At 49.0% G+C, this 18,053-nt stretch carries 18 protein-coding genes and 1 pseudogene; 10 read left to right on the top strand and 9 right to left on the bottom strand.

Annotation, left to right across the window (positions count from 1 at the left end; all coding sequences use genetic code 11):
* Nucleotides 1-43 precede the first annotated feature (43 nt).
* Complete coding sequence (ygiW, locus tag QUF14_RS19130) at nt 44-436, bottom strand: OB fold stress tolerance protein YgiW (RefSeq protein WP_000712658.1); 393 nt, start codon at nt 434-436, stop codon at nt 44-46.
* A gap of 151 nt (nt 437-587) precedes the next feature.
* Between ygiW and qseB the strand changes: the two genes are divergently transcribed.
* Nucleotides 588-1,247 carry a quorum sensing response regulator transcription factor QseB gene (gene qseB, locus QUF14_RS19135; protein ID WP_001221493.1) on the top strand — a complete coding sequence of 220 codons (660 nt, stop codon included), beginning with the start codon at nt 588-590 and terminating at the stop codon, nt 1,245-1,247.
* Nucleotides 1,244-2,593 carry a quorum sensing histidine kinase QseC gene (qseC, locus tag QUF14_RS19140; protein ID WP_000673345.1) on the top strand — a complete coding sequence of 450 codons (1,350 nt, stop codon included), beginning with the start codon at nt 1,244-1,246 and terminating at the stop codon, nt 2,591-2,593. The genes qseB and qseC overlap by 4 nt, the downstream gene beginning before the upstream one ends.
* Before the next feature lie 45 nt (nt 2,594-2,638).
* On the opposite strand, the gene QUF14_RS19145 is transcribed toward qseC, so the two are convergent.
* The gene (locus tag QUF14_RS19145) at nt 2,639-2,971 is read right to left on the bottom strand and encodes a DUF2645 family protein (protein ID WP_000912125.1); all 333 of its coding nucleotides are present in this window, start codon (nt 2,969-2,971) and stop codon (nt 2,639-2,641) included.
* Between the two features lie 316 nt (nt 2,972-3,287).
* Here QUF14_RS19145 and mdaB point away from each other — a divergent pair, with 316 nt between their 5' ends.
* Both mdaB and QUF14_RS19155 read left to right on the top strand, forming a co-directional pair.
* On the top strand, nt 3,288-3,869 hold the full coding sequence (mdaB, locus tag QUF14_RS19150) for an NADPH:quinone oxidoreductase MdaB (protein ID WP_000065430.1): 582 nt from the start codon (nt 3,288-3,290) through the stop codon (nt 3,867-3,869).
* Between the two features lie 30 nt (nt 3,870-3,899).
* Nucleotides 3,900-4,214: a putative quinol monooxygenase gene (locus tag QUF14_RS19155; protein ID WP_000633740.1), complete on the top strand. Its 315-nt coding sequence runs from the start codon at nt 3,900-3,902 to the stop codon at nt 4,212-4,214.
* A gap of 47 nt (nt 4,215-4,261) precedes the next feature.
* On the opposite strand, the gene parE is transcribed toward QUF14_RS19155, so the two are convergent.
* Genes parE through nudF form a run of 5 tightly spaced genes read right to left on the bottom strand, consistent with a single transcriptional unit; the run spans nt 4,262 to nt 8,668 of the window.
* A complete protein-coding gene (gene parE, locus QUF14_RS19160) occupies nt 4,262-6,154 on the bottom strand; it encodes a DNA topoisomerase IV subunit B (protein WP_100733762.1) in 1,893 nt (630 codons plus the stop codon).
* 28 nt (nt 6,155-6,182) lie between these two features.
* The gene (gene yqiA, locus QUF14_RS19165; protein ID WP_000105733.1) at nt 6,183-6,764 is read right to left on the bottom strand and encodes an esterase YqiA; all 582 of its coding nucleotides are present in this window, start codon (nt 6,762-6,764) and stop codon (nt 6,183-6,185) included.
* Nucleotides 6,764-7,591, bottom strand: coding sequence for a 3',5'-cyclic-AMP phosphodiesterase (gene cpdA / locus QUF14_RS19170; protein ID WP_000444741.1), 828 nt, complete (start codon nt 7,589-7,591; stop codon nt 6,764-6,766). The genes yqiA and cpdA overlap by 1 nt, the downstream gene beginning before the upstream one ends.
* Nucleotides 7,592-7,615: 24 nt before the next feature.
* Nucleotides 7,616-8,038, bottom strand: coding sequence for a DUF1249 family protein (locus QUF14_RS19175; protein WP_000833393.1), 423 nt, complete (start codon nt 8,036-8,038; stop codon nt 7,616-7,618).
* Nucleotides 8,039-8,668, bottom strand: coding sequence for an ADP-ribose diphosphatase (nudF, locus tag QUF14_RS19180; protein WP_100733763.1), 630 nt, complete (start codon nt 8,666-8,668; stop codon nt 8,039-8,041). It abuts the gene before it with no gap.
* 204 nt (nt 8,669-8,872) lie between these two features.
* On the opposite strand from nudF, the gene tolC reads away from it, so the two are divergent.
* The 3 genes from tolC to QUF14_RS19195 all read left to right on the top strand — a co-directional run bounded on the left by tolC (nt 8,873) and on the right by QUF14_RS19195 (nt 12,339).
* Entirely contained in the window at nt 8,873-10,354 is a 1,482-nt protein-coding gene (tolC, locus tag QUF14_RS19185) for an outer membrane channel protein TolC (protein ID WP_000735299.1), read from the top strand.
* A gap of 147 nt (nt 10,355-10,501) precedes the next feature.
* Nucleotides 10,502-11,173 carry a DUF1190 family protein gene (locus QUF14_RS19190; RefSeq protein ID WP_000831543.1) on the top strand — a complete coding sequence of 224 codons (672 nt, stop codon included), beginning with the start codon at nt 10,502-10,504 and terminating at the stop codon, nt 11,171-11,173.
* 5 nt (nt 11,174-11,178) lie between these two features.
* Complete coding sequence (locus QUF14_RS19195; RefSeq protein WP_100733764.1) at nt 11,179-12,339, top strand: glutathionylspermidine synthase family protein; 1,161 nt, start codon at nt 11,179-11,181, stop codon at nt 12,337-12,339.
* A 37-nt stretch (nt 12,340-12,376) separates the two neighbouring features.
* Here QUF14_RS19195 and ygiD read toward each other — a convergent pair whose 3' ends face one another.
* On the bottom strand, nt 12,377-13,165 hold the full coding sequence (gene ygiD / locus QUF14_RS19200; protein ID WP_001364330.1) for a 4,5-DOPA-extradiol-dioxygenase: 789 nt from the start codon (nt 13,163-13,165) through the stop codon (nt 12,377-12,379).
* A 142-nt stretch (nt 13,166-13,307) separates the two neighbouring features.
* Here ygiD and zupT point away from each other — a divergent pair.
* Nucleotides 13,308-14,070, top strand: a pseudogene (gene zupT, locus QUF14_RS19205) (zinc transporter ZupT).
* Between the two features lie 61 nt (nt 14,071-14,131).
* Here zupT and QUF14_RS19210 read toward each other — a convergent pair.
* Entirely contained in the window at nt 14,132-14,302 is a 171-nt protein-coding gene (locus QUF14_RS19210) for a hypothetical protein (RefSeq protein ID WP_001354975.1), read from the bottom strand.
* A gap of 573 nt (nt 14,303-14,875) precedes the next feature.
* On the opposite strand from QUF14_RS19210, the gene QUF14_RS19215 reads away from it, so the two are divergent.
* Nucleotides 14,876-15,439 (top strand): fimbrial-like protein, encoded by a 564-nt coding sequence (locus QUF14_RS19215; RefSeq protein ID WP_000915005.1) that lies wholly within the window; start codon nt 14,876-14,878, stop codon nt 15,437-15,439.
* Nucleotides 15,440-15,525: 86 nt separating this feature from the next.
* Nucleotides 15,526-18,048, top strand: a complete 2,523-nt coding sequence (locus QUF14_RS19220; protein ID WP_001060688.1) for a fimbria/pilus outer membrane usher protein — start codon at nt 15,526-15,528, stop codon at nt 18,046-18,048.
* Nucleotides 18,049-18,053 lie beyond the last annotated feature (5 nt).

Here is an 18,053-nt window from a genome sequence, read left to right on the forward strand (position 1 = left end):
CTGCGAAATTATTCCCGGGAACGTGTCCCGGGAGCGCTAACAATTACGGATTTACTTTGCGGATCTGTTTGACGTCAATTTCAACAGAGTTCCAGTCTTTATCGACTTCACCCTGAATCTCAACGGTATCTTTCGGGGTCACCGTCACGCCGTTCCAGCGTTTGTGGTCGATATCAACATTGATAGTACCGCTGGCATCTTTGAACACGTAGAGATCGTCAGAGATACGTTCAACGATATTGCCGCGCAGGGTGACCCAAGTGTCATCACGCAGGGATTTTGCGCTTTCTACGGTCGTTACGCTGCCATTCGGCCCCTGGAATCCTCCGGCCTGACTTTGTGTTGCCGATGGACCAGAAAAACCGCCCTGCTCTGCTGCCATCACCGGTGCACTGCACAGGGCCATTACTGCGATTACTGCTGCGAATTTTTTCATGTTTATTACTCCCTTTAATGTCTGTTTTCGAGCATTTAACAAGATAGTCCTTAACAACTTCTTAAGGGAAAAAAATAAAATTTAGTGCTGTACAGAGCGCGTTACAACACGGTTTACTGGCAGCAAATATGGTTATCGCAGGGATGAAAAAATGCGAATTTTACTGATAGAAGATGACATGCTGATTGGCGACGGCATCAAAACGGGCCTTAGTAAAATGGGTTTTAGCGTCGACTGGTTTACACAAGGTCGTCAGGGAAAAGAGGCGCTATATAGCGCACCTTATGATGCGGTGATCCTGGATTTAACCTTACCGGGCATGGATGGTCGCGATATTTTGCGCGAATGGCGAGAAAAAGGTCAGCGTGAGCCGGTATTAATCCTGACTGCGCGCGATGCGCTGGCGGAACGTGTAGAAGGGCTGCGTCTGGGAGCTGACGATTATCTGTGTAAACCTTTTGCGTTGATAGAAGTCGCCGCCAGGCTGGAAGCTCTGATGCGCCGAACCAACGGCCAGGCCAGCAACGAGCTGCGCCACGGCAACGTCATGCTCGACCCCGGCAAACGTATCGCCACGCTGGCTGGCGAACCCTTAACGCTGAAACCAAAAGAATTTGCCCTGCTGGAATTACTGATGCGTAACGCTGGTCGGGTACTGCCGCGCAAACTTATTGAAGAGAAACTGTATACCTGGGACGAAGAGGTCACCAGTAATGCCGTTGAAGTGCATGTGCATCATCTGCGACGCAAACTCGGTAGTGATTTTATTCGTACCGTGCATGGTATTGGCTACACATTAGGTGAGAAATGAAATTTACCCAACGTCTTAGTCTGCGAGTCAGGCTGACGCTAATCTTTTTAATTCTGGCCTCGGTGACCTGGCTGCTTTCCAGCTTTGTCGCCTGGAAACAAACAACGGATAACGTCGATGAGTTGTTCGACACCCAACTGATGCTGTTTGCCAAACGGTTAAGTACGCTCGATCTCAACGAAATCAACGCGGCGGATCGCATGGCACAGACGCCAAATAAATTAAAACACGGTCATGTTGATGACGATGCGCTGACCTTTGCCATCTTTACCCACGACGGCAGAATGGTCCTTAACGATGGCGATAATGGAGAAGATATTCCTTATAGCTATCAACGGGAAGGTTTTGCTGACGGGCAACTGGTGGGCGATAAAGATCCCTGGCGTTTTGTCTGGATGACCTCACCAGATGGCAAATATCGCATCGTTGTTGGTCAGGAATGGGAATACCGTGAAGACATGGCGCTGGCGATTGTTGCCGGGCAATTGATCCCGTGGCTTGTCGCACTGCCGATTATGTTAATCATCATGATGGTACTACTGGGTCGTGAACTCGCGCCGCTGAACAAACTGGCGCTGGCACTACGTATGCGTGACCCTGACTCGGAAAAACCACTAAACGCGACGGGCGTACCCAGCGAAGTGCGTCCACTGGTTGAGTCGTTGAATCAACTGTTCGCCCGCACACATGCGATGATGGTTCGTGAACGACGCTTTACCTCCGACGCAGCTCACGAACTTCGTAGCCCGTTAACGGCGCTGAAAGTGCAAACCGAAGTTGCGCAGCTCTCTGACGATGATCCGCAGGCGCGGAAAAAAGCGCTGCTCCAATTACATTCCGGGATCGATCGTGCTACTCGTCTGGTTGATCAACTGCTCACGCTATCGCGGCTGGACTCACTGGATAACCTTCAGGACGTCGCGGAGATCCCGCTTGAAGATCTCCTGCAATCGTCGGTGATGGATATTTACCACACGGCGCAGCAAGCGAAAATTGACGTGCGACTGACACTCAATGCCCACGGCATCAAACGCACCGGACAACCGCTATTGCTAAGTTTGTTGGTGCGAAATTTGCTGGATAACGCCGTGCGCTACAGTCCACAAGGTAGCGTGGTGGACGTCACGCTGAATGCCGATAATTTCATCGTGAGGGATAACGGCCCCGGTGTGACACCAGAGGCACTGGCGAGAATTGGCGAACGCTTCTATCGCCCACCCGGACAAACCGCTACCGGCAGTGGACTTGGGCTTTCAATTGTCCAGCGAATCGCCAAGCTGCATGGCATGAATGTTGAGTTTGGGAATGCGGAACAAGGTGGATTTGAGGCGAAAGTAAGCTGGTAACTTCTCTGTCTATGAGAGCCGTTAAAACGACTCTCATAGATTTTATTAATAGCAAAATATAAACCGTCCCCAAAAAAGCCACCAACCACAAACCAAACAAATAACGAGCGAGATTACATATAACCAAAACTCAAACATTTCTCGCACAAAGAGTTTTCTTAAGATAATAATAATAAGTGGCGTCAGAAGAAAAAATGCTGCAATCATTGTTTGCAATATACGATCTTCGCCTGAAACGGAAGGTATACTGCAAATATTGTCTCCCGACTCAAGCATCCAGTCATACTTATTGAATGCAAAAAAAGCATCTATTAACCAATAAGTAAGCACTATATATAACAGAGCTTCAAATATTGTTTGAATTTTATGCTTTAACATATGTTAGCACGCTCATAAAAATCCATTTATAATTATCAACGTGACGCGTTGATATTTTCATTTTTACTTATCCAACGCCATATTTTTAATCTCCAAAAAACCGAACCAAACCTGTAAATTAATCCGGTGCGAGTAGGAATTATGAGGAATGGCTATCAGTATTGTCATTTTCAGAAAATATTTATCCTGCATCGGTGAATCGGAGCAAGATCAGACTTTTGCTAAATTCGCAAAAGACTTTGCACATTTTGCTAATTTCACCGTACCGCTCTGTGACGTACTATAGTCGGCAAACGTCTCACCTTGAGGTTAAAAAATGAGCAACATCCTGATTATCAACGGCGCGAAAAAATTCGCCCACTCCAATGGTCAACTGAACGACACCCTGACCGAAGTCGCGGATGGCACACTGCGCGACCTCGGGCATGATGTCCGCATCGTTCGCGCCGACAGCGACTACGATGTCAAAGCGGAAGTACAAAACTTTCTCTGGGCTGATGTGGTGATCTGGCAGATGCCAGGCTGGTGGATGGGCGCGCCGTGGACAGTGAAAAAATACATTGATGATGTATTCACCGAAGGTCACGGGACTCTGTATGCCAGCGATGGTCGTACCCGCAAAGATCCATCAAAAAAATACGGTTCCGGCGGCCTGGTACAAGGTAAAAAATATATGCTTTCCCTGACCTGGAACGCACCAATGGAAGCTTTCACCGAAAAAGATCAGTTCTTCCACGGGGTTGGCGTTGACGGTGTGTATCTACCATTCCATAAAGCAAACCAATTCCTTGGTATGGAACCGCTGCCGACATTTATCGCTAATGACGTGATAAAAATGCCTGATGTTCCCCGCTATACTGAAGAATATCGCAAGCATCTTGTGGAAATTTTTGGTTAACTAGAGCTCTGGCTTTAGAAGGAGTTAACCATGATTACAGTAATCGCAGAAATCCGTACTCGTCCTGGTCAACATCACCGTCAGGCAGTGTTGGATCAGTTTGCTAAAATCGTTCCAACCGTACTGAAAGAAGAAGGTTGCCACGGCTATGCGCCAATGGTGGATTGTGCTGCTGGCGTGAGTTTCCAGTCTATGGCACCGGATTCTATCGTGATGATTGAGCAGTGGGAAAGCATCACGCACCTTGAAGCGCACCTGCAAACCCCGCACATGAAGGCGTACAGCGAAGCCGTAAAAGGCGACGTGCTGGAGATGAATATTCGTATTCTGCAGCCAGGGATTTAATCCTGCCTTGTTTGCCCGGCCATCCTGACCGGGCAATGTTCTTTCCTTTAAACCTCAATCTCCGCCATGTCGCCTTTCTCTTGCAACCAGTTACGGCGATCTTCCGAGCGTTTCTTCGCCAGTAGCATGTCCATCATCGCGTCAGTACGCTGATCGTCTTCATCATCGATGGTCAACTGCACCAGACGGCGAGTATTCGGATCAAGCGTGGTTTCGCGCAATTGCATCGGGTTCATTTCCCCCAGACCTTTAAAACGCTGAACGTTCGGCTTGCCTTTCTTGCGTTTTAATTGCTCGAGCACGCCCTCTTTTTCTTCTTCTGTCAGTGCGTAATAAACCTCTTTTCCAAGGTCAATACGGTAGAGCGGTGGCAGAGCAACGTAAACGTGACCGTGTTTCACCAACGCGCGGAAGTGTTTTACAAACAAAGCGCAAAGCAGCGTGGCAATGTGTAGACCATCGGAGTCCGCATCCGCCAGAATACAGATCTTGCCATAACGCAGTTGGCTAAGATCGTCGCTGTCAGGATCGATACCGATCGCTACCGAAATATCGTGCACTTCCTGCGAAGCAAGCACTTCATCAGAAGAGACTTCCCAGGTGTTAAGGATCTTACCTTTCAGCGGCATGATCGCCTGATATTCACGATCGCGCGCCTGCTTGGCAGAGCCGCCTGCGGAGTCACCTTCCACGAGAAACAGTTCGGTGCGGTTAAGATCCTGCGCGGTACAGTCAGCCAGTTTTCCGGGCAGTGCCGGACCGCTGGTCAGCTTTTTACGCACCACTTTCTTGGCCGCACGCATACGGCGCTGGGCGCTGGAAATCGCCATCTCCGCCAGCAGTTCAGCCGCCTGAACGTTCTGGTTCAGCCACAAGGTGAAGGCATCTTTCACCACGCCAGAAACGAATGCCGCGCACTGACGCGAAGAGAGACGCTCTTTGGTCTGCCCGGCAAACTGCGGATCCTGCATTTTCACTGATAGCACATAAGCGCAGCGATCCCAGATGTCTTCCGCCGACAACTTCACACCACGCGGCAGGATATTGCGGTATTCACAAAACTCACGCATCGCATCCAGAAGGCCCTGACGCAAACCATTAACATGGGTACCGCCCTGCATGGTGGGGATCAGGTTGACGTAGCTTTCGGTCAGCAGTTCTCCGCCTTCCGGCAACCATAACAATGCCCAGTCCACGGCTTCCGTTTCACCCGAAAAATTACCAATAAACGGTTTTTCCGGCAGTGTCGGCAAGCCATTTACCGCTTCCGCCAGGTAGTCATTCAGGCCGTCCTGATAGCACCAGCGTTGTTCGGTGTTGTTGATTTCATCTTTAAAGGTGATCTCAACACCAGGGCACAGTACCGCTTTGGCTTTCAGGACATGTGTCAGGCGCGAAACAGAAAAGCGTGGGCTGTCAAAGAAGGTTTCATCCGGCCAGAAGTGCACGCTGGTGCCGGTATTGCGTTTACCACAGGTGCCAACAACTTGCAGATCCTGCACCTTTTCGCCGTTCTCAAACGCGATGTTGTAGACCTGACCATCGCGGCGCACGTTGACTTCTACGCGCTTCGACAGGGCGTTAACCACCGAGATCCCCACGCCGTGAAGACCACCGGAGAACTGGTAGTTTTTGTTAGAAAACTTACCGCCCGCGTGCAGACGGCAAAGAATCAGTTCGACCGCCGGAACGCCTTCTTCAGGGTGAATATCCACCGGCATCCCGCGACCATCATCAATCACTTCTAACGACTGGTCAGCATGTAAAATAACGTCCACGCGTTTTGCGTGACCCGCCAGTGCTTCATCGACACTGTTATCAATGACTTCTTGCCCCAAATGGTTAGGGCGCGTGGTATCAGTATACATCCCCGGGCGGCGGCGAACCGGCTCAAGCCCGGTGAGTACCTCAATGGCATCAGCGTTATAAGTTTGCGTCATGGTTTAAGTTAGCAATTCGAGTTGATCGTCAGAGATGGTGCAGACCAAGAAAATCGACGATCGGGTTGAAATAATCTTCGAAGCCTGTGAATGCATGGTTGCCGCCTTCTATAACAGTCTGGCGGCAGGAAGCGTAGTACGCCACCGCCTGGCGGTAATCCAGCACTTCATCTCCCGTCTGTTGCAGCAGCCAGATCAAATCCGGCGCTTCCAGCGGGTCAATCTGCATGACTTTGAGATCGTAAATATGGCGTGACTCTAGCACATATTGCTGCCCGGTGTAGGGGTTCTCGTTCTGACCGAGATAGTCCGTCAGCAGTTCAAACGGGCGCACCGCTGGGTTTACCACCACGGCGGGCAGCATAAAACATTGCGACAACCAGGTGGCGTAATATCCCCCCAGTGATGAACCGACGATCCCCAGTGAATCGCCGCCATGTTCCAGGACAATGGATTCCAGCAGTTCTGCCGCATCGGAAGGGTACGGCGGTAACTGCGGAATGATCATCTCAACGTCAGGGTGATGTTCCGCCAGCCAGTTTTTCAACAAACTCGCTTTTGCAGAGCGCGGCGAACTGTTGAAACCGTGTAAATAAAGAAGCGTAGACATCAGTAGCCTTCTGAAGCGGTATCAGGTTGGAAACGTGTGTCCGCCAGGCGGTGCACCTCGGTGGTCAGCGTACCATCAGCATGTAACTCGAGCGTACGCCAGCCAGGCGCGATGGTGTCCAGCGTAAAGTTGGAACAATGCGGCTTAAACTGTACACAGGTCGATGGCGTTGCCAGCAGGCGGCGACCATTCCAGTCGAGATCCAGCTCCTGATGGATATGTCCACACAGCAAGTATTTAACGTTCGGAAACTTCGCCAGCACGTTATCCAGTTCGCCCGCGTTACGCAGACTGTGTTGGTCAAGCCAGCTACAGCCCGCAGGCAACGGATGATGGTGCAGCAGCAGCAACGTATGGCGTTCTGGCGCATCAGCCAGTTTACGTTCCAGCCACTCAAGCTGAAACTCGCTCAGCTCACCGTGCGGCACGCCAAACACCTGGCTATCCAGCAACAGGATTTGCCATTGCTCACCAATAAACACCCGCTTCGCCGGGGAGATCCCCGCATCCTGTAGCGCGCTGTACATCGCAGGCTGAAAATCGTGGTTGCCCGGCAGCCAGACGCAGGGCGCACGAAAACTTGCGATGCCTTCAGCGAAATGCTGATAGGCCGCAGAGGATTGATCCTGCGCTAAATCACCGGTCGCGACAATCAGGTCGAATTCGTGCTGGTGTGGACGAATCGCCTCCAGCACCGCCTGGTAGCTTTCCCAGGTATTTACCCCCAACAGGGCTTCGTGCTTTTGCGCAAACAGGTGAGTGTCGGTAATTTGTAAAATCCTGACTCTGGCCTCACCAGCCAGAGGAAGGGTTAACAGGCTTTCCAAATGGTGTCCTTAGGTTTCACGACGCTAATAAACCGGAATCGCCATCGCTCCATGTGCTAAACAGTATCGCAACCAGTCCGCTAAAAACTGGTTAATTTGATGCTTTTCGTCGCGTTGATGCAACTTTTTATTAGGATAATCATACCGCGCTTTGAAGCGAAAAATCTGCTGACTTGAACACACTTCAGCCACCATCGCGTCATGATACAGACGCACCGTCATTGACGGAAGGCTCCAGTAACTGATCGCGGGCGCAGTCTGTTCGATTGTCACCAGGGTAGTGTATCGGGTCGATTCCACAATCGTTAGCCGATATTGTGCGTTTGCCACCTGATAGCTTACAGTTTCGCCGGGTGCGTCATTGCGCGGTAACAAACGCCGCAATTGTGAAAAGTTCATCTCGCACAGGCGCATCATTTCAGGAAAGTCAGGTGTGTAACGCTTCATTTATGCCCACTCATTTTTTAACGCTTGATGATGCAGCTGCAGCCATTGCAAAGCGATGACCGACGCTGCGTTGTCGATTTTCCCCTCTTCTACCCATTGGTATGCCTGTTCCCGGCTTACCACATGAACGCGAATATCTTCGTTTTCATCAGCCAGACCGTGAATACCGCTTGCGGTCGTGGCGTCCACTTCGCCCACCATAATTGACGAACGCTCACTGGTGCCCCCAGGGCTTGCCAGGAAACTTAACACCGGTTTGGTCCGTTTGACTATCAGTCCCGCCTCTTCAATCGCTTCGCGACAGGCGACATCTTCCACACTTTCACCCTCTTCAATCATCCCGGCCACCATCTCCAGTAGCCAGGGGGTTTCGCTGGTGTCATACGCGGCAATCCGAATCTGCTCAATCAGCACAACTTCATCGCGCACTGGGTCAAAGGGTAGCAAGACTGCGGCGTGACCGCGCTCAAAAATTTCCCGCCGTACCTCACGACTCATTTGCCCGTTGAATAGACGATGACGAAATCTATAAAGATCTAATGAAAAAAAGCCGCGATAAAGTGTTTCTCGTGCAATAATTTCAACATCGTTTTTGCCAAAAGTAACGGGCAGGTTGTCTGGCTTAAGCATTGTTAATGTCCTGGCACTAATAGTGAATTAAATGTGAATTTCAGCGACGTTTGACTGCCGTTTGAGCAGTCATGTGTTAAATTGAGGCACATTAACGCCCTATGGCACGTAACGCCAACCTTTTGCGGTAGCGGCTTCTGCTAGAATCCGCAATAATTTTACAGTTTGATCGCGCTAAATACTGCTTCACCACAAGGAATGCAAATGAAGAAATTGCTCCCCATTCTTATCGGCCTGAGCCTTTCTGGGTTCAGTACGTTGAGCCAGGCCGAGAACCTGATGCAAGTTTATCAGCAAGCACGCCTTAGTAACCCGGAATTGCGTAAGTCTGCCGCCGATCGTGATGCTGCCTTTGAAAAAATTAATGAAGCACGCAGTCCATTACTGCCACAGCTAGGTTTAGGTGCAGATTACACCTATAGCAACGGCTACCGCGACGCGAACGGCATCAACTCTAACGCGACCAGTGCGTCCCTGCAGTTAACTCAATCCATTTTTGATATGTCGAAATGGCGTGCGTTAACGCTACAGGAAAAAGCAGCGGGTATTCAGGACGTCACGTATCAGACCGATCAACAAACCTTGATCCTCAACACCGCGACTGCTTATTTCAACGTGTTGAATGCCATTGATGTTCTTTCCTATACGCAGGCGCAAAAAGAAGCGATCTACCGTCAGTTAGATCAAACCACTCAACGTTTTAACGTGGGCCTGGTGGCGATCACCGACGTGCAGAACGCCCGTGCACAGTACGATACCGTGCTGGCGAATGAAGTGACCGCACGTAATAACCTTGATAACGCGGTAGAGCAGCTGCGCCAGATCACCGGTAACTATTATCCGGAACTGGCGGCGCTGAATGTCGAAAACTTTAAAACCGACAAACCGCAGCCGGTTAACGCGCTGCTGAAAGAAGCCGAAAAACGCAACCTGTCGCTGTTACAGGCACGCTTGAGCCAGGACCTGGCGCGCGAGCAAATTCGCCAGGCGCAGGATGGTCACTTACCGACTCTGGATTTAACGGCTTCTACCGGGATTTCTGACACCTCATATAGCGGTTCGAAAACCCGTGGTGCCGCTGGTACCCAGTATGACGATAGCAATATGGGCCAGAACAAAGTTGGCCTGAGCTTCTCGCTGCCGATTTATCAGGGCGGAATGGTTAACTCGCAGGTGAAACAGGCACAGTACAACTTTGTTGGTGCCAGCGAACAACTGGAAAGCGCGCATCGTAGCGTCGTGCAAACCGTGCGTTCCTCCTTCAACAACATTAATGCTTCTATCAGCAGCATTAACGCCTACAAACAAGCCGTAGTTTCCGCTCAAAGCTCATTAGACGCGATGGAAGCGGGCTACTCGGTCGGTACGCGTACCATTGTTGATGTGCTGGATGCCACCACCACGCTGTACAACGCCAAGCAAGAGCTGGCGAATGCGCGTTATAACTACCTGATTAACCAGTTGAATATTAAATCAGCTCTGGGTACGTTGAACGAGCAGGATCTGCTGGCACTGAACAATGCGCTGAGCAAACCGGTTTCCACTAATCCAGAAAACGTTGCGCCGCAAACGCCAGAACAAAATGCTATTGCTGATGGTTATGCACCAGATAGCCCAGCCCCAGCCGTTCAGCAAGCATCCGCACGCACGACTACCAGTAACGGTCATAACCCTTTCCGTAACTGATGCTGACGACGGGGCTTCGGCCCCGTCTGAACGTAAGGCAACGTAAAGATACGGGTTATCTGCCGCATTCTTCCCCCTTCCCGCTTCAATTTCGACCAGCCATCCTCTATTCTGATGGGTATTTACCACTGGTCCCGGAAGACAAAAATGAAACGGACAAAATCCATACGCCACGCATCGTTCCGCAAAAACTGGAGCGCACGCCATCTGACACCTGTCGCTCTTGCTGTTGCCACTGTTTTTATGCTGGCAGGCTGTGAAAAGAGTGATGAGACAGTGTCTCTGTACCAAAATGCTGATGACTGCTCAGCCGCAAACCCAGGCAAAAGCGCAGAATGTACCACTGCGTATAACAATGCGCTGAAAGAAGCCGAACGTACTGCGCCGAAATACGCCACACGTGAAGACTGTGTTGCCGAATTTGGTGAAGGTCAGTGCCAGCAGGCACCAGCCCAGGCTGGCATGGCACCTGAAAATCAGGCGCAGGCCCAGCAATCCAGCGGGAGTTTCTGGATGCCGCTGATGGCAGGTTACATGATGGGACGTTTGATGGGCGGCGGCGCGGGCTTTGCACAACAACCGCTGTTCTCCTCGAAAAACCCAGCCAGCCCGGCTTACGGTAAATATACTGATGCCACCGGTAAAAACTATGGCGCAGCTCAGCCAGGCCGCACCATGACCGTACCGAAGACAGCCATGGCACCAAAACCGGCGACCACCACTACCGTTACCCGCGGTGGCTTTGGTGAATCTGTTGCCAAACAAAGCACCATGCAGCGTAGCGCAACTGGCACCTCTTCTCGTTCAATGGGTGGCTGATACCGATGGAAAGAGTCAGTATTACCGAGCGCCCGGACTGGCGCGAAAAAGCCCACGAATACGGTTTCAATTTTCACACCATGTACGGCGAACCGTACTGGTGTGAAGATGCTTACTACAAGTTGACCCTCGCCCAGGTTGAAAAGCTGGAAGAAGTCACCGCCGAACTGCACCAGATGTGCCTGAAAGTGGTTGAAAAAGTGATCGCCAGCGATGAGCTGATGACCAAATTCCGCATTCCAAAACACACCTGGAGTTTTGTGCGCCAGTCATGGCTGACTCACCAGCCATCGCTTTATTCGCGTCTTGATCTGGCGTGGGATGGTACTGGCGAACCTAAACTTCTGGAAAATAACGCCGATACGCCAACGTCACTGTATGAAGCCGCATTCTTTCAGTGGATCTGGCTGGAAGATCAGCTTAACGCCGGTAACCTGCCGGAAGGCAGCGACCAGTTTAACAGTCTGCAAGAAAAGCTTATTGATCGCTTTGTCGAGCTGCGTGAGCAGTTCGGCTTCCAATTGCTACATCTCACCTGCTGTCGCGATACAGTGGAAGATCGCGGCACCATTCAATATTTGCAGGACTGCGCAACCGAAGCTGAAATCGCTACCGAATTCCTCTACATCGACGATATCGGTTTAGGCGAAAAAGGTCAGTTCACGGATTTACAGGATCAGGTGATTTCCAACCTGTTCAAGCTGTATCCGTGGGAATTTATGCTGCGTGAGATGTTCTCAACCAAGCTGGAGGATGCAGGCGTACGCTGGCTGGAACCGGCGTGGAAGAGCATTATCTCCAACAAGGCGCTTCTACCGCTGCTGTGGGAGATGTTCCCGAATCACCCAAACCTGTTGCCCGCTTATTTTGCGGAAGATGATCATCCGCAAATGGAAAAATATGTGGTTAAACCGATCTTCTCCCGTGAAGGCGCAAACGTGTCGATCATTGAGAACGGCAAAACCATTGAAGCAGCAGAAGGTCCGTATGGCGAAGAAGGGATGATTGTTCAGCAATTCCACCCGTTACCGAAATTCGGCGATAGCTATATGCTGATTGGTAGCTGGCTGGTGAACGATCAACCTGCCGGAATTGGCATTCGTGAAGACCGTGCATTGATCACCCAGGATATGTCTCGGTTTTATCCACATATTTTTGTTGAATAAGCCATGATACCGGATGGCACTCGCCATCCGGTAATTATTAGCCTATCTGCACCGACAACATACTTAAACTGCCCATTTCTATACCATCGACCGGAATGGTAATTGGCTCCTGCCCATCCCACGCACCTAAGACATACAACAACGGCAGATAGTGCTCTGGCGTTGGGTTCGATAACGCGCCACCTTCATGGTCGAGATAATTCACCAGAGGATGCTGCTCTACCGGCCCTTGCCACGTCAGATTCGCTTTCACATACTCATTAAACGACATCGCCCAAGGATACGGTGAACTATCACCGTGCCACTTCACCGTACGCAGGTTGTGCACCACGTTACCGCTGGCGACCAACATTATTCCTTCGTCTCGCAGAGCCGCCAGTTTACGCCCCATCTCAAAGTGCCAGGCGGCAGGTTTGGTACTGTCGATACTCAACTGCACCATTGGGATATCGGCGTCAGGATACATCTTAATCAGCACGCCCCAGGAACCGTGGTCAAAGCCCCAGGCTTCTTTATCCAGCGTCACAGGGACCGGCGCTAACAGCTCAACCAGACGCTGTGCCAGCGCAGGCGAACCCGGAGCAGGATAATGGGTGTCGTACAGCGCCTGCGGAAAACCGCCAAAATCATGAATCGTGGGCGGCGTCTCCATCGCGGTCACTCCTGTTCCACGGGTAAACCAGTGAGCCGAAACCACCACAATCGCTTGCGGGCGTGGCAATGTCATCCCCAACTTCTGCCAGCTGCGGGTATACAAATTATCTTCCAGCACGTTCATCGGACTACCGTGACCTAAAAACAATGCTGGCATACGTGTTGAAGACATGATGATATCCTTAACTAAAGGTGTCATTTTGATATCCTCACAATACGCTTGTTCGGCGGAGTAAGAACCCGGATAACAATGATGATGATCATCAGTTATTTTGACGATCTGCCTGAAGGTAAAGATTTATAAGGAGTTGTCGATGTCAGTACCTCTCATTCTGACCATACTGGCGGGGGCAGCCACGTTTATTGGCGCGTTTCTCGGCGTTCTCGGACAAAAGCTTACTGGCGTTTTCGCTAGGATTTGCGGCGGGGATTATGTTGCTCATCTCATTAATGGAAATGCTTCCTGCCGCATTAGCCGCCGAAGGAATGTCGCCTGTGCTGGGTTATGGAATGTTTATCTTCGGTCTGCTTGGCTATTTTGGCCTGGACCGCATGTTGCCACATGCGCATCCGCAGGATTTAATGCAAAAATCGGTGCAGCCGTTGCCAAAATCGATCAAGCGCACAGCCATTCTGCTCACTCTCGGCATCAGTCTGCATAACTTCCCGGAAGGCATTGCCACCTTTGTCACGGCGAGCAGTAACCTGGAGCTGGGCTTTGGCATCGCGCTGGCTGTTGCATTGCATAATATTCCTGAAGGTCTGGCAGTTGCGGGGCCGGTTTACGCGGCAACGGGGTCAAAACGCACCGCAATTTTGTGGGCGGGCATTTCTGGGCTGGCAGAAATTCTTGGTGGTGTGCTGGCGTGGTTAATCCTCGGTAGCATGATTTCTCCGGTGGTCATGGCGGCAATCATGGCGGCGGTTGCAGGAATTATGGTGGCGCTCTCGGTTGATGAATTAATGCCGCTAGCTAAAGAGATTGACCCCAATAATAACCCCAGCTATGGCGTGCTATGTGGAATGTCAGTGATGGGATTCAGTTTAGTGCTGTTACAAACGGCGGGAATTGGTTAAAGACGATTATGACAGATGTTGCCCATTGCTAAAGGCAACATCTGTATCGTTATTAAAGGTATTATTGATGCTTTTCAAATACGTCTTTATCGAAGCGTTTATCTAATTTACTTTGAGCAGCTAACAGCGCATCTCTGTCATGACGAAAAGCTTTACAGTAACGTTTAAGATGAAGAAAATAGCCACCAGCTAGTAGAACAATTAATACAATCCAGTACCAGGCAATAAACATCCTTTTCACCTTCATAATTTAACATTACTAAACATTTAGCATTAAAATTTCACATATCCATCGTTGAATATATTCATATACTCGCATAATTGTGGATCAAGTATATGATTTCGATCATAGTAAGTGTTGTATTATACACCATACTCGATTAAAAAAGAAACAACCAAGACTATTAATGCATCCTATTCCCGGATGGAACATCACTAATTAATATTAATAAGCACCACCAGATATATATTATATCTTCGTGATTATTACGTTCCTACTCTTTATAATAATTATACTCTACCACCTTACAATATCAGAAGTAAACTTTTGTCAATAAGTGGTCATTCTTTCACCGTGACCCATACAAAAAATGTATCATACATAACGAAATTCAACAAATATCTAGATATATGCATCAAAATATATAACTAAAATGTATATTTTAAGTTTTACTTAATCAGTATTAAATATTAATAACAAGCCAAATTATCTTTGATTATGGTAATGTCCATAGCGGAATTAATATTAGATTCAAACCTATATTTTCCTCATCCATAGCTCTTCCTATTTATAAAGGATTAAGTCATGTTAAAAAAAACATTATTATCTATATTCGCAACCACACTATTATCTGGCGTTGCATTTAACGCGCTTGCTGATGACCCTAATCAGGGTTCCGGTAAAATAACGTTTAAGGGTGAAGTTATCGATGCACCTTGCTCTATTGCTCCTGGTGATGAAGATCAAACAATAAATCTCGGTGAGGTTGCTGATACTGTATTAAAAAGCGGACAGAAATCTCTGCCTGTAGATGTCACCATTCATTTGCAGGATTGTATTTTATCTGACGGCACTAACACTGTTGATAAAGTCAAAATCACCTTTAGCTCTGCCAGCGTTGACACTACCGACTCCAACCTGCTTAAAAACACACAGGAAGGTAACATCGGCGGCGCAACTGATGTAGGAGTACGTCTGGTGAAATCAGACAATACCAACGTGACTCTTGGTACCCCCATCACCATCGACTTCCCGACAACTAATTCCTACCAGGAGTTGAACTTTAAAGCCCGTATGGAATCTCTGGGACGCACCGCGACCCCGGGTAATGTGCAGGCACAGGCTAATTACGTACTCGACTACAAGTAATCGGCAATTAATACCTACACAACACCAGGCGGTAAAACTGATGAAATTTCATCAGCACCTTGGGGTCTTTTTTGAAATGGATTTTTATGAACAATAAAAACACGTTTACCGGGGATAAATTATCCTACGCAATTAAAAATGCCCTGTCTGGTGTTGTGTTTTCGCTACTCTTCGTTTTACCAGTCCGCGCCGTAGAATTCAATGCTGATATGATTGACGTTGAAGATCGTGCGAACATTGATCTCTCGCGATTTGAAAAAAAAGGCTATATCACCCCTGCAAAATACCTCGTTCGTGTGCAAATAAACAAAAACATGTTACCACAAGCGTTAATGCTGGAGTGGGCAAAAGCCGATAATGAAAGTGGTTCGTTACTCTGCTTAACCAAAGAAAACCTGACTAATTTCGGCCTTAATACGGACTTTATTGAATCATTGCAAACCATAGCTGGCAGCGAATGTTTAGATTTAAGTCAACGTCAGGAATTAACGATACGGCTTGATAAAGCCACAATGATATTATCGCTTAGCATTCCCCAAGCATGGTTAAAATACCAGGCAACAAACTGGACGCCCCCCGAATTTTGGGATGACGGTATCGCCGGATTTATCCTTGATTACAACATATACGCTAGCCAGTATTCTCCACAGCAGGGAGACAGTACCCAAAATGTCAGCTCCTATGGTACGTTAGGCTTTAACCTCGGCGCATGGCGCTTACGTAGCGATTACCAATATAATCAGAATTTTGCTGATGGTCGTTCCGTCAGCCATAGCGGTGAATTTGCGCGAACTTATCTCTTTCGCCCTATTCCCTCATGGTCATCTAAGTTCACCATGGGACAATACGACCTGAGTTCCAATCTTTACGATACCTTCCATTTTACTGGCGCATCACTGGAAAGTGATGAAAGCATGTTGCCGCCAGATTTACAGGGTTATGCGCCACAAATTACCGGCATCGCGCAGACCAACGCCAAAGTGACAGTAGCGCAAAATGGTCGTGTACTTTATCAAACCACAGTCGCGCCAGGCCCTTTTACTATTACTGATTTGGGTCAATCGTTTCAGGGTCAACTGGATGTCACTGTTGAAGAAGAAGATGGCCGTACCAATACCTTTCAGGTCGGTTCCGCTTCTATCCCCTATTTAACCCGTAAAGGGCAAGTACGCTACAAAACATCGCTGGGAAAACCAACATCAGTCGGACATAACGATATTAATAACCCCTTTTTCTGGACGGCTGAAGCCTCCTGGGGCTGGCTGAATAATGTGTCGCTCTATGGCGGCGGCATGTTCACTGCAGATGATTACCAGGCGATCACCACTGGCATCGGTTTTAACCTCAATCAATTTGGTTCGCTTTCTTTCGATGTCACCGGAGCTGATGCCTCTTTACAGCAACAAAATAGCGACAATTTGCGTGGTTACAGCTATCGGTTTAACTATGCAAAACATTTCGAATCAACGGGCAGCCAGATTACCTTCGCGGGTTATCGCTTCTCTGATAAAGATTACGTGTCAATGAATGAGTACCTCAACTCACGTAATGGTGATGAGTCAATCGATAACGAAAAAGAAAGTTATGTTATTTCCCTGAACCAGTACTTTGAATCGCTGGAATTAAACTCTTATGTCAACGTTACACGCAATACTTATTGGGACAGCCCTGCCAATACTAATTACTCGATATCAGTAAGCAAAAACTTTGATATTGGTGATTTCAAGGGCATTTCCGCATCGCTGGCAGTGAGTCGCATTCGCTGGGATGATGACGAAGAAAATCAGTATTACTTCTCATTCTCTCTGCCGTTACAGCAAAGTCGCAACCTTTCCTACAGCATGCAGCGCACGGGTGGTAGTAATACTTCGCAAATGGTTTCCTGGTATGACTCGTCAGACCGCAACAATATCTGGAATATTTCGGCGTCAGCAACGGACGATAATATTCGCGATGGCGAACCAACGCTGCGTGGCAGCTATCAGCACAATTCACCGTGGGGACGTCTGAACTTTACCGGTAGTGTGCAACCGAATCAGTACAATTCTGTTACCGCAGGCTGGTACGGTTCAATTACAGCTACGCGTCATGGTGTCGCTCTTCACGATTATAGCTACGGCGATAACGCCCGCATGATGGTCGATACCGATGGTATTCCTGGCGTTGAAATCAACTCTAACCGTACTGTTACCAATGGGCTGGGCATCGCCGTGATACCTTCATTATCGAACTACACCACCTCCATGTTGCGGGTGAATAATAACGTTCTGCCAGAAGGTGTCGATGTCGAAAACTCGGTCATTCGTACTACGCTCACCCAGGGTGCCATCGGCTACGCAAAACTGAATGCCACCACCGGATACCAAATCGTCGGCGTTATTCGTCAAGAAAATGGGCGCTTCCCACCACTGGGGGTGAATGTCACGGATAAATCGACAGGTAAAGATGTGGGCCTGGTGGCGGAAGATGGCTTTGTTTATCTCAGCGGGATTCAAGAAAACAGTACCCTACGTTTAACTTGGGGTAATAACTCCTGTGAAATTACCCCCCCGAACCAAAGTAACATCAACGAAAGTGCCATTATTTTGCCTTGTAAAACAGTCAACTAATTCAG

Origin of the sequence: Escherichia sp. HH091_1A (assembly GCF_030295175.1) — a bacterium.
Classification (GTDB): Bacteria; Pseudomonadota; Gammaproteobacteria; order Enterobacterales; family Enterobacteriaceae; genus Escherichia; species Escherichia coli_F.

Bases quoted from the DNA above. Each gene is read 5' to 3' on its own strand.
- ygiW (WP_000712658.1), bottom strand. From the start codon at position 436: ATGAAAAAATTCGCAGCAGTAATCGCAGTAATGGCCCTGTGCAGTGCA.
- qseB (WP_001221493.1), top strand. From the start codon at position 588: ATGCGAATTTTACTGATAGAAGATGACATGCTGATTGGCGACGGCATC.
- qseC (WP_000673345.1), top strand. From the start codon at position 1,244: ATGAAATTTACCCAACGTCTTAGTCTGCGAGTCAGGCTGACGCTAATC.
- QUF14_RS19145 (WP_000912125.1), bottom strand. From the start codon at position 2,971: ATGTTAAAGCATAAAATTCAAACAATATTTGAAGCTCTGTTATATATA.
- mdaB (WP_000065430.1), top strand. From the start codon at position 3,288: ATGAGCAACATCCTGATTATCAACGGCGCGAAAAAATTCGCCCACTCC.
- QUF14_RS19155 (WP_000633740.1), top strand. From the start codon at position 3,900: ATGATTACAGTAATCGCAGAAATCCGTACTCGTCCTGGTCAACATCAC.
- parE (WP_100733762.1), bottom strand. From the start codon at position 6,154: ATGACGCAAACTTATAACGCTGATGCCATTGAGGTACTCACCGGGCTT.
- yqiA (WP_000105733.1), bottom strand. From the start codon at position 6,764: ATGTCTACGCTTCTTTATTTACACGGTTTCAACAGTTCGCCGCGCTCT.
- QUF14_RS19175 (WP_000833393.1), bottom strand. From the start codon at position 8,038: ATGAAGCGTTACACACCTGACTTTCCTGAAATGATGCGCCTGTGCGAG.
- nudF (WP_100733763.1), bottom strand. From the start codon at position 8,668: ATGCTTAAGCCAGACAACCTGCCCGTTACTTTTGGCAAAAACGATGTT.
- tolC (WP_000735299.1), top strand. From the start codon at position 8,873: ATGAAGAAATTGCTCCCCATTCTTATCGGCCTGAGCCTTTCTGGGTTC.
- QUF14_RS19190 (WP_000831543.1), top strand. From the start codon at position 10,502: ATGAAACGGACAAAATCCATACGCCACGCATCGTTCCGCAAAAACTGG.
- QUF14_RS19195 (WP_100733764.1), top strand. From the start codon at position 11,179: ATGGAAAGAGTCAGTATTACCGAGCGCCCGGACTGGCGCGAAAAAGCC.
- ygiD (WP_001364330.1), bottom strand. From the start codon at position 13,165: ATGTCTTCAACACGTATGCCAGCATTGTTTTTAGGTCACGGTAGTCCG.
- QUF14_RS19210 (WP_001354975.1), bottom strand. From the start codon at position 14,302: ATGTTTATTGCCTGGTACTGGATTGTATTAATTGTTCTACTAGCTGGT.
- QUF14_RS19215 (WP_000915005.1), top strand. From the start codon at position 14,876: ATGTTAAAAAAAACATTATTATCTATATTCGCAACCACACTATTATCT.
- QUF14_RS19220 (WP_001060688.1), top strand. From the start codon at position 15,526: ATGAACAATAAAAACACGTTTACCGGGGATAAATTATCCTACGCAATT.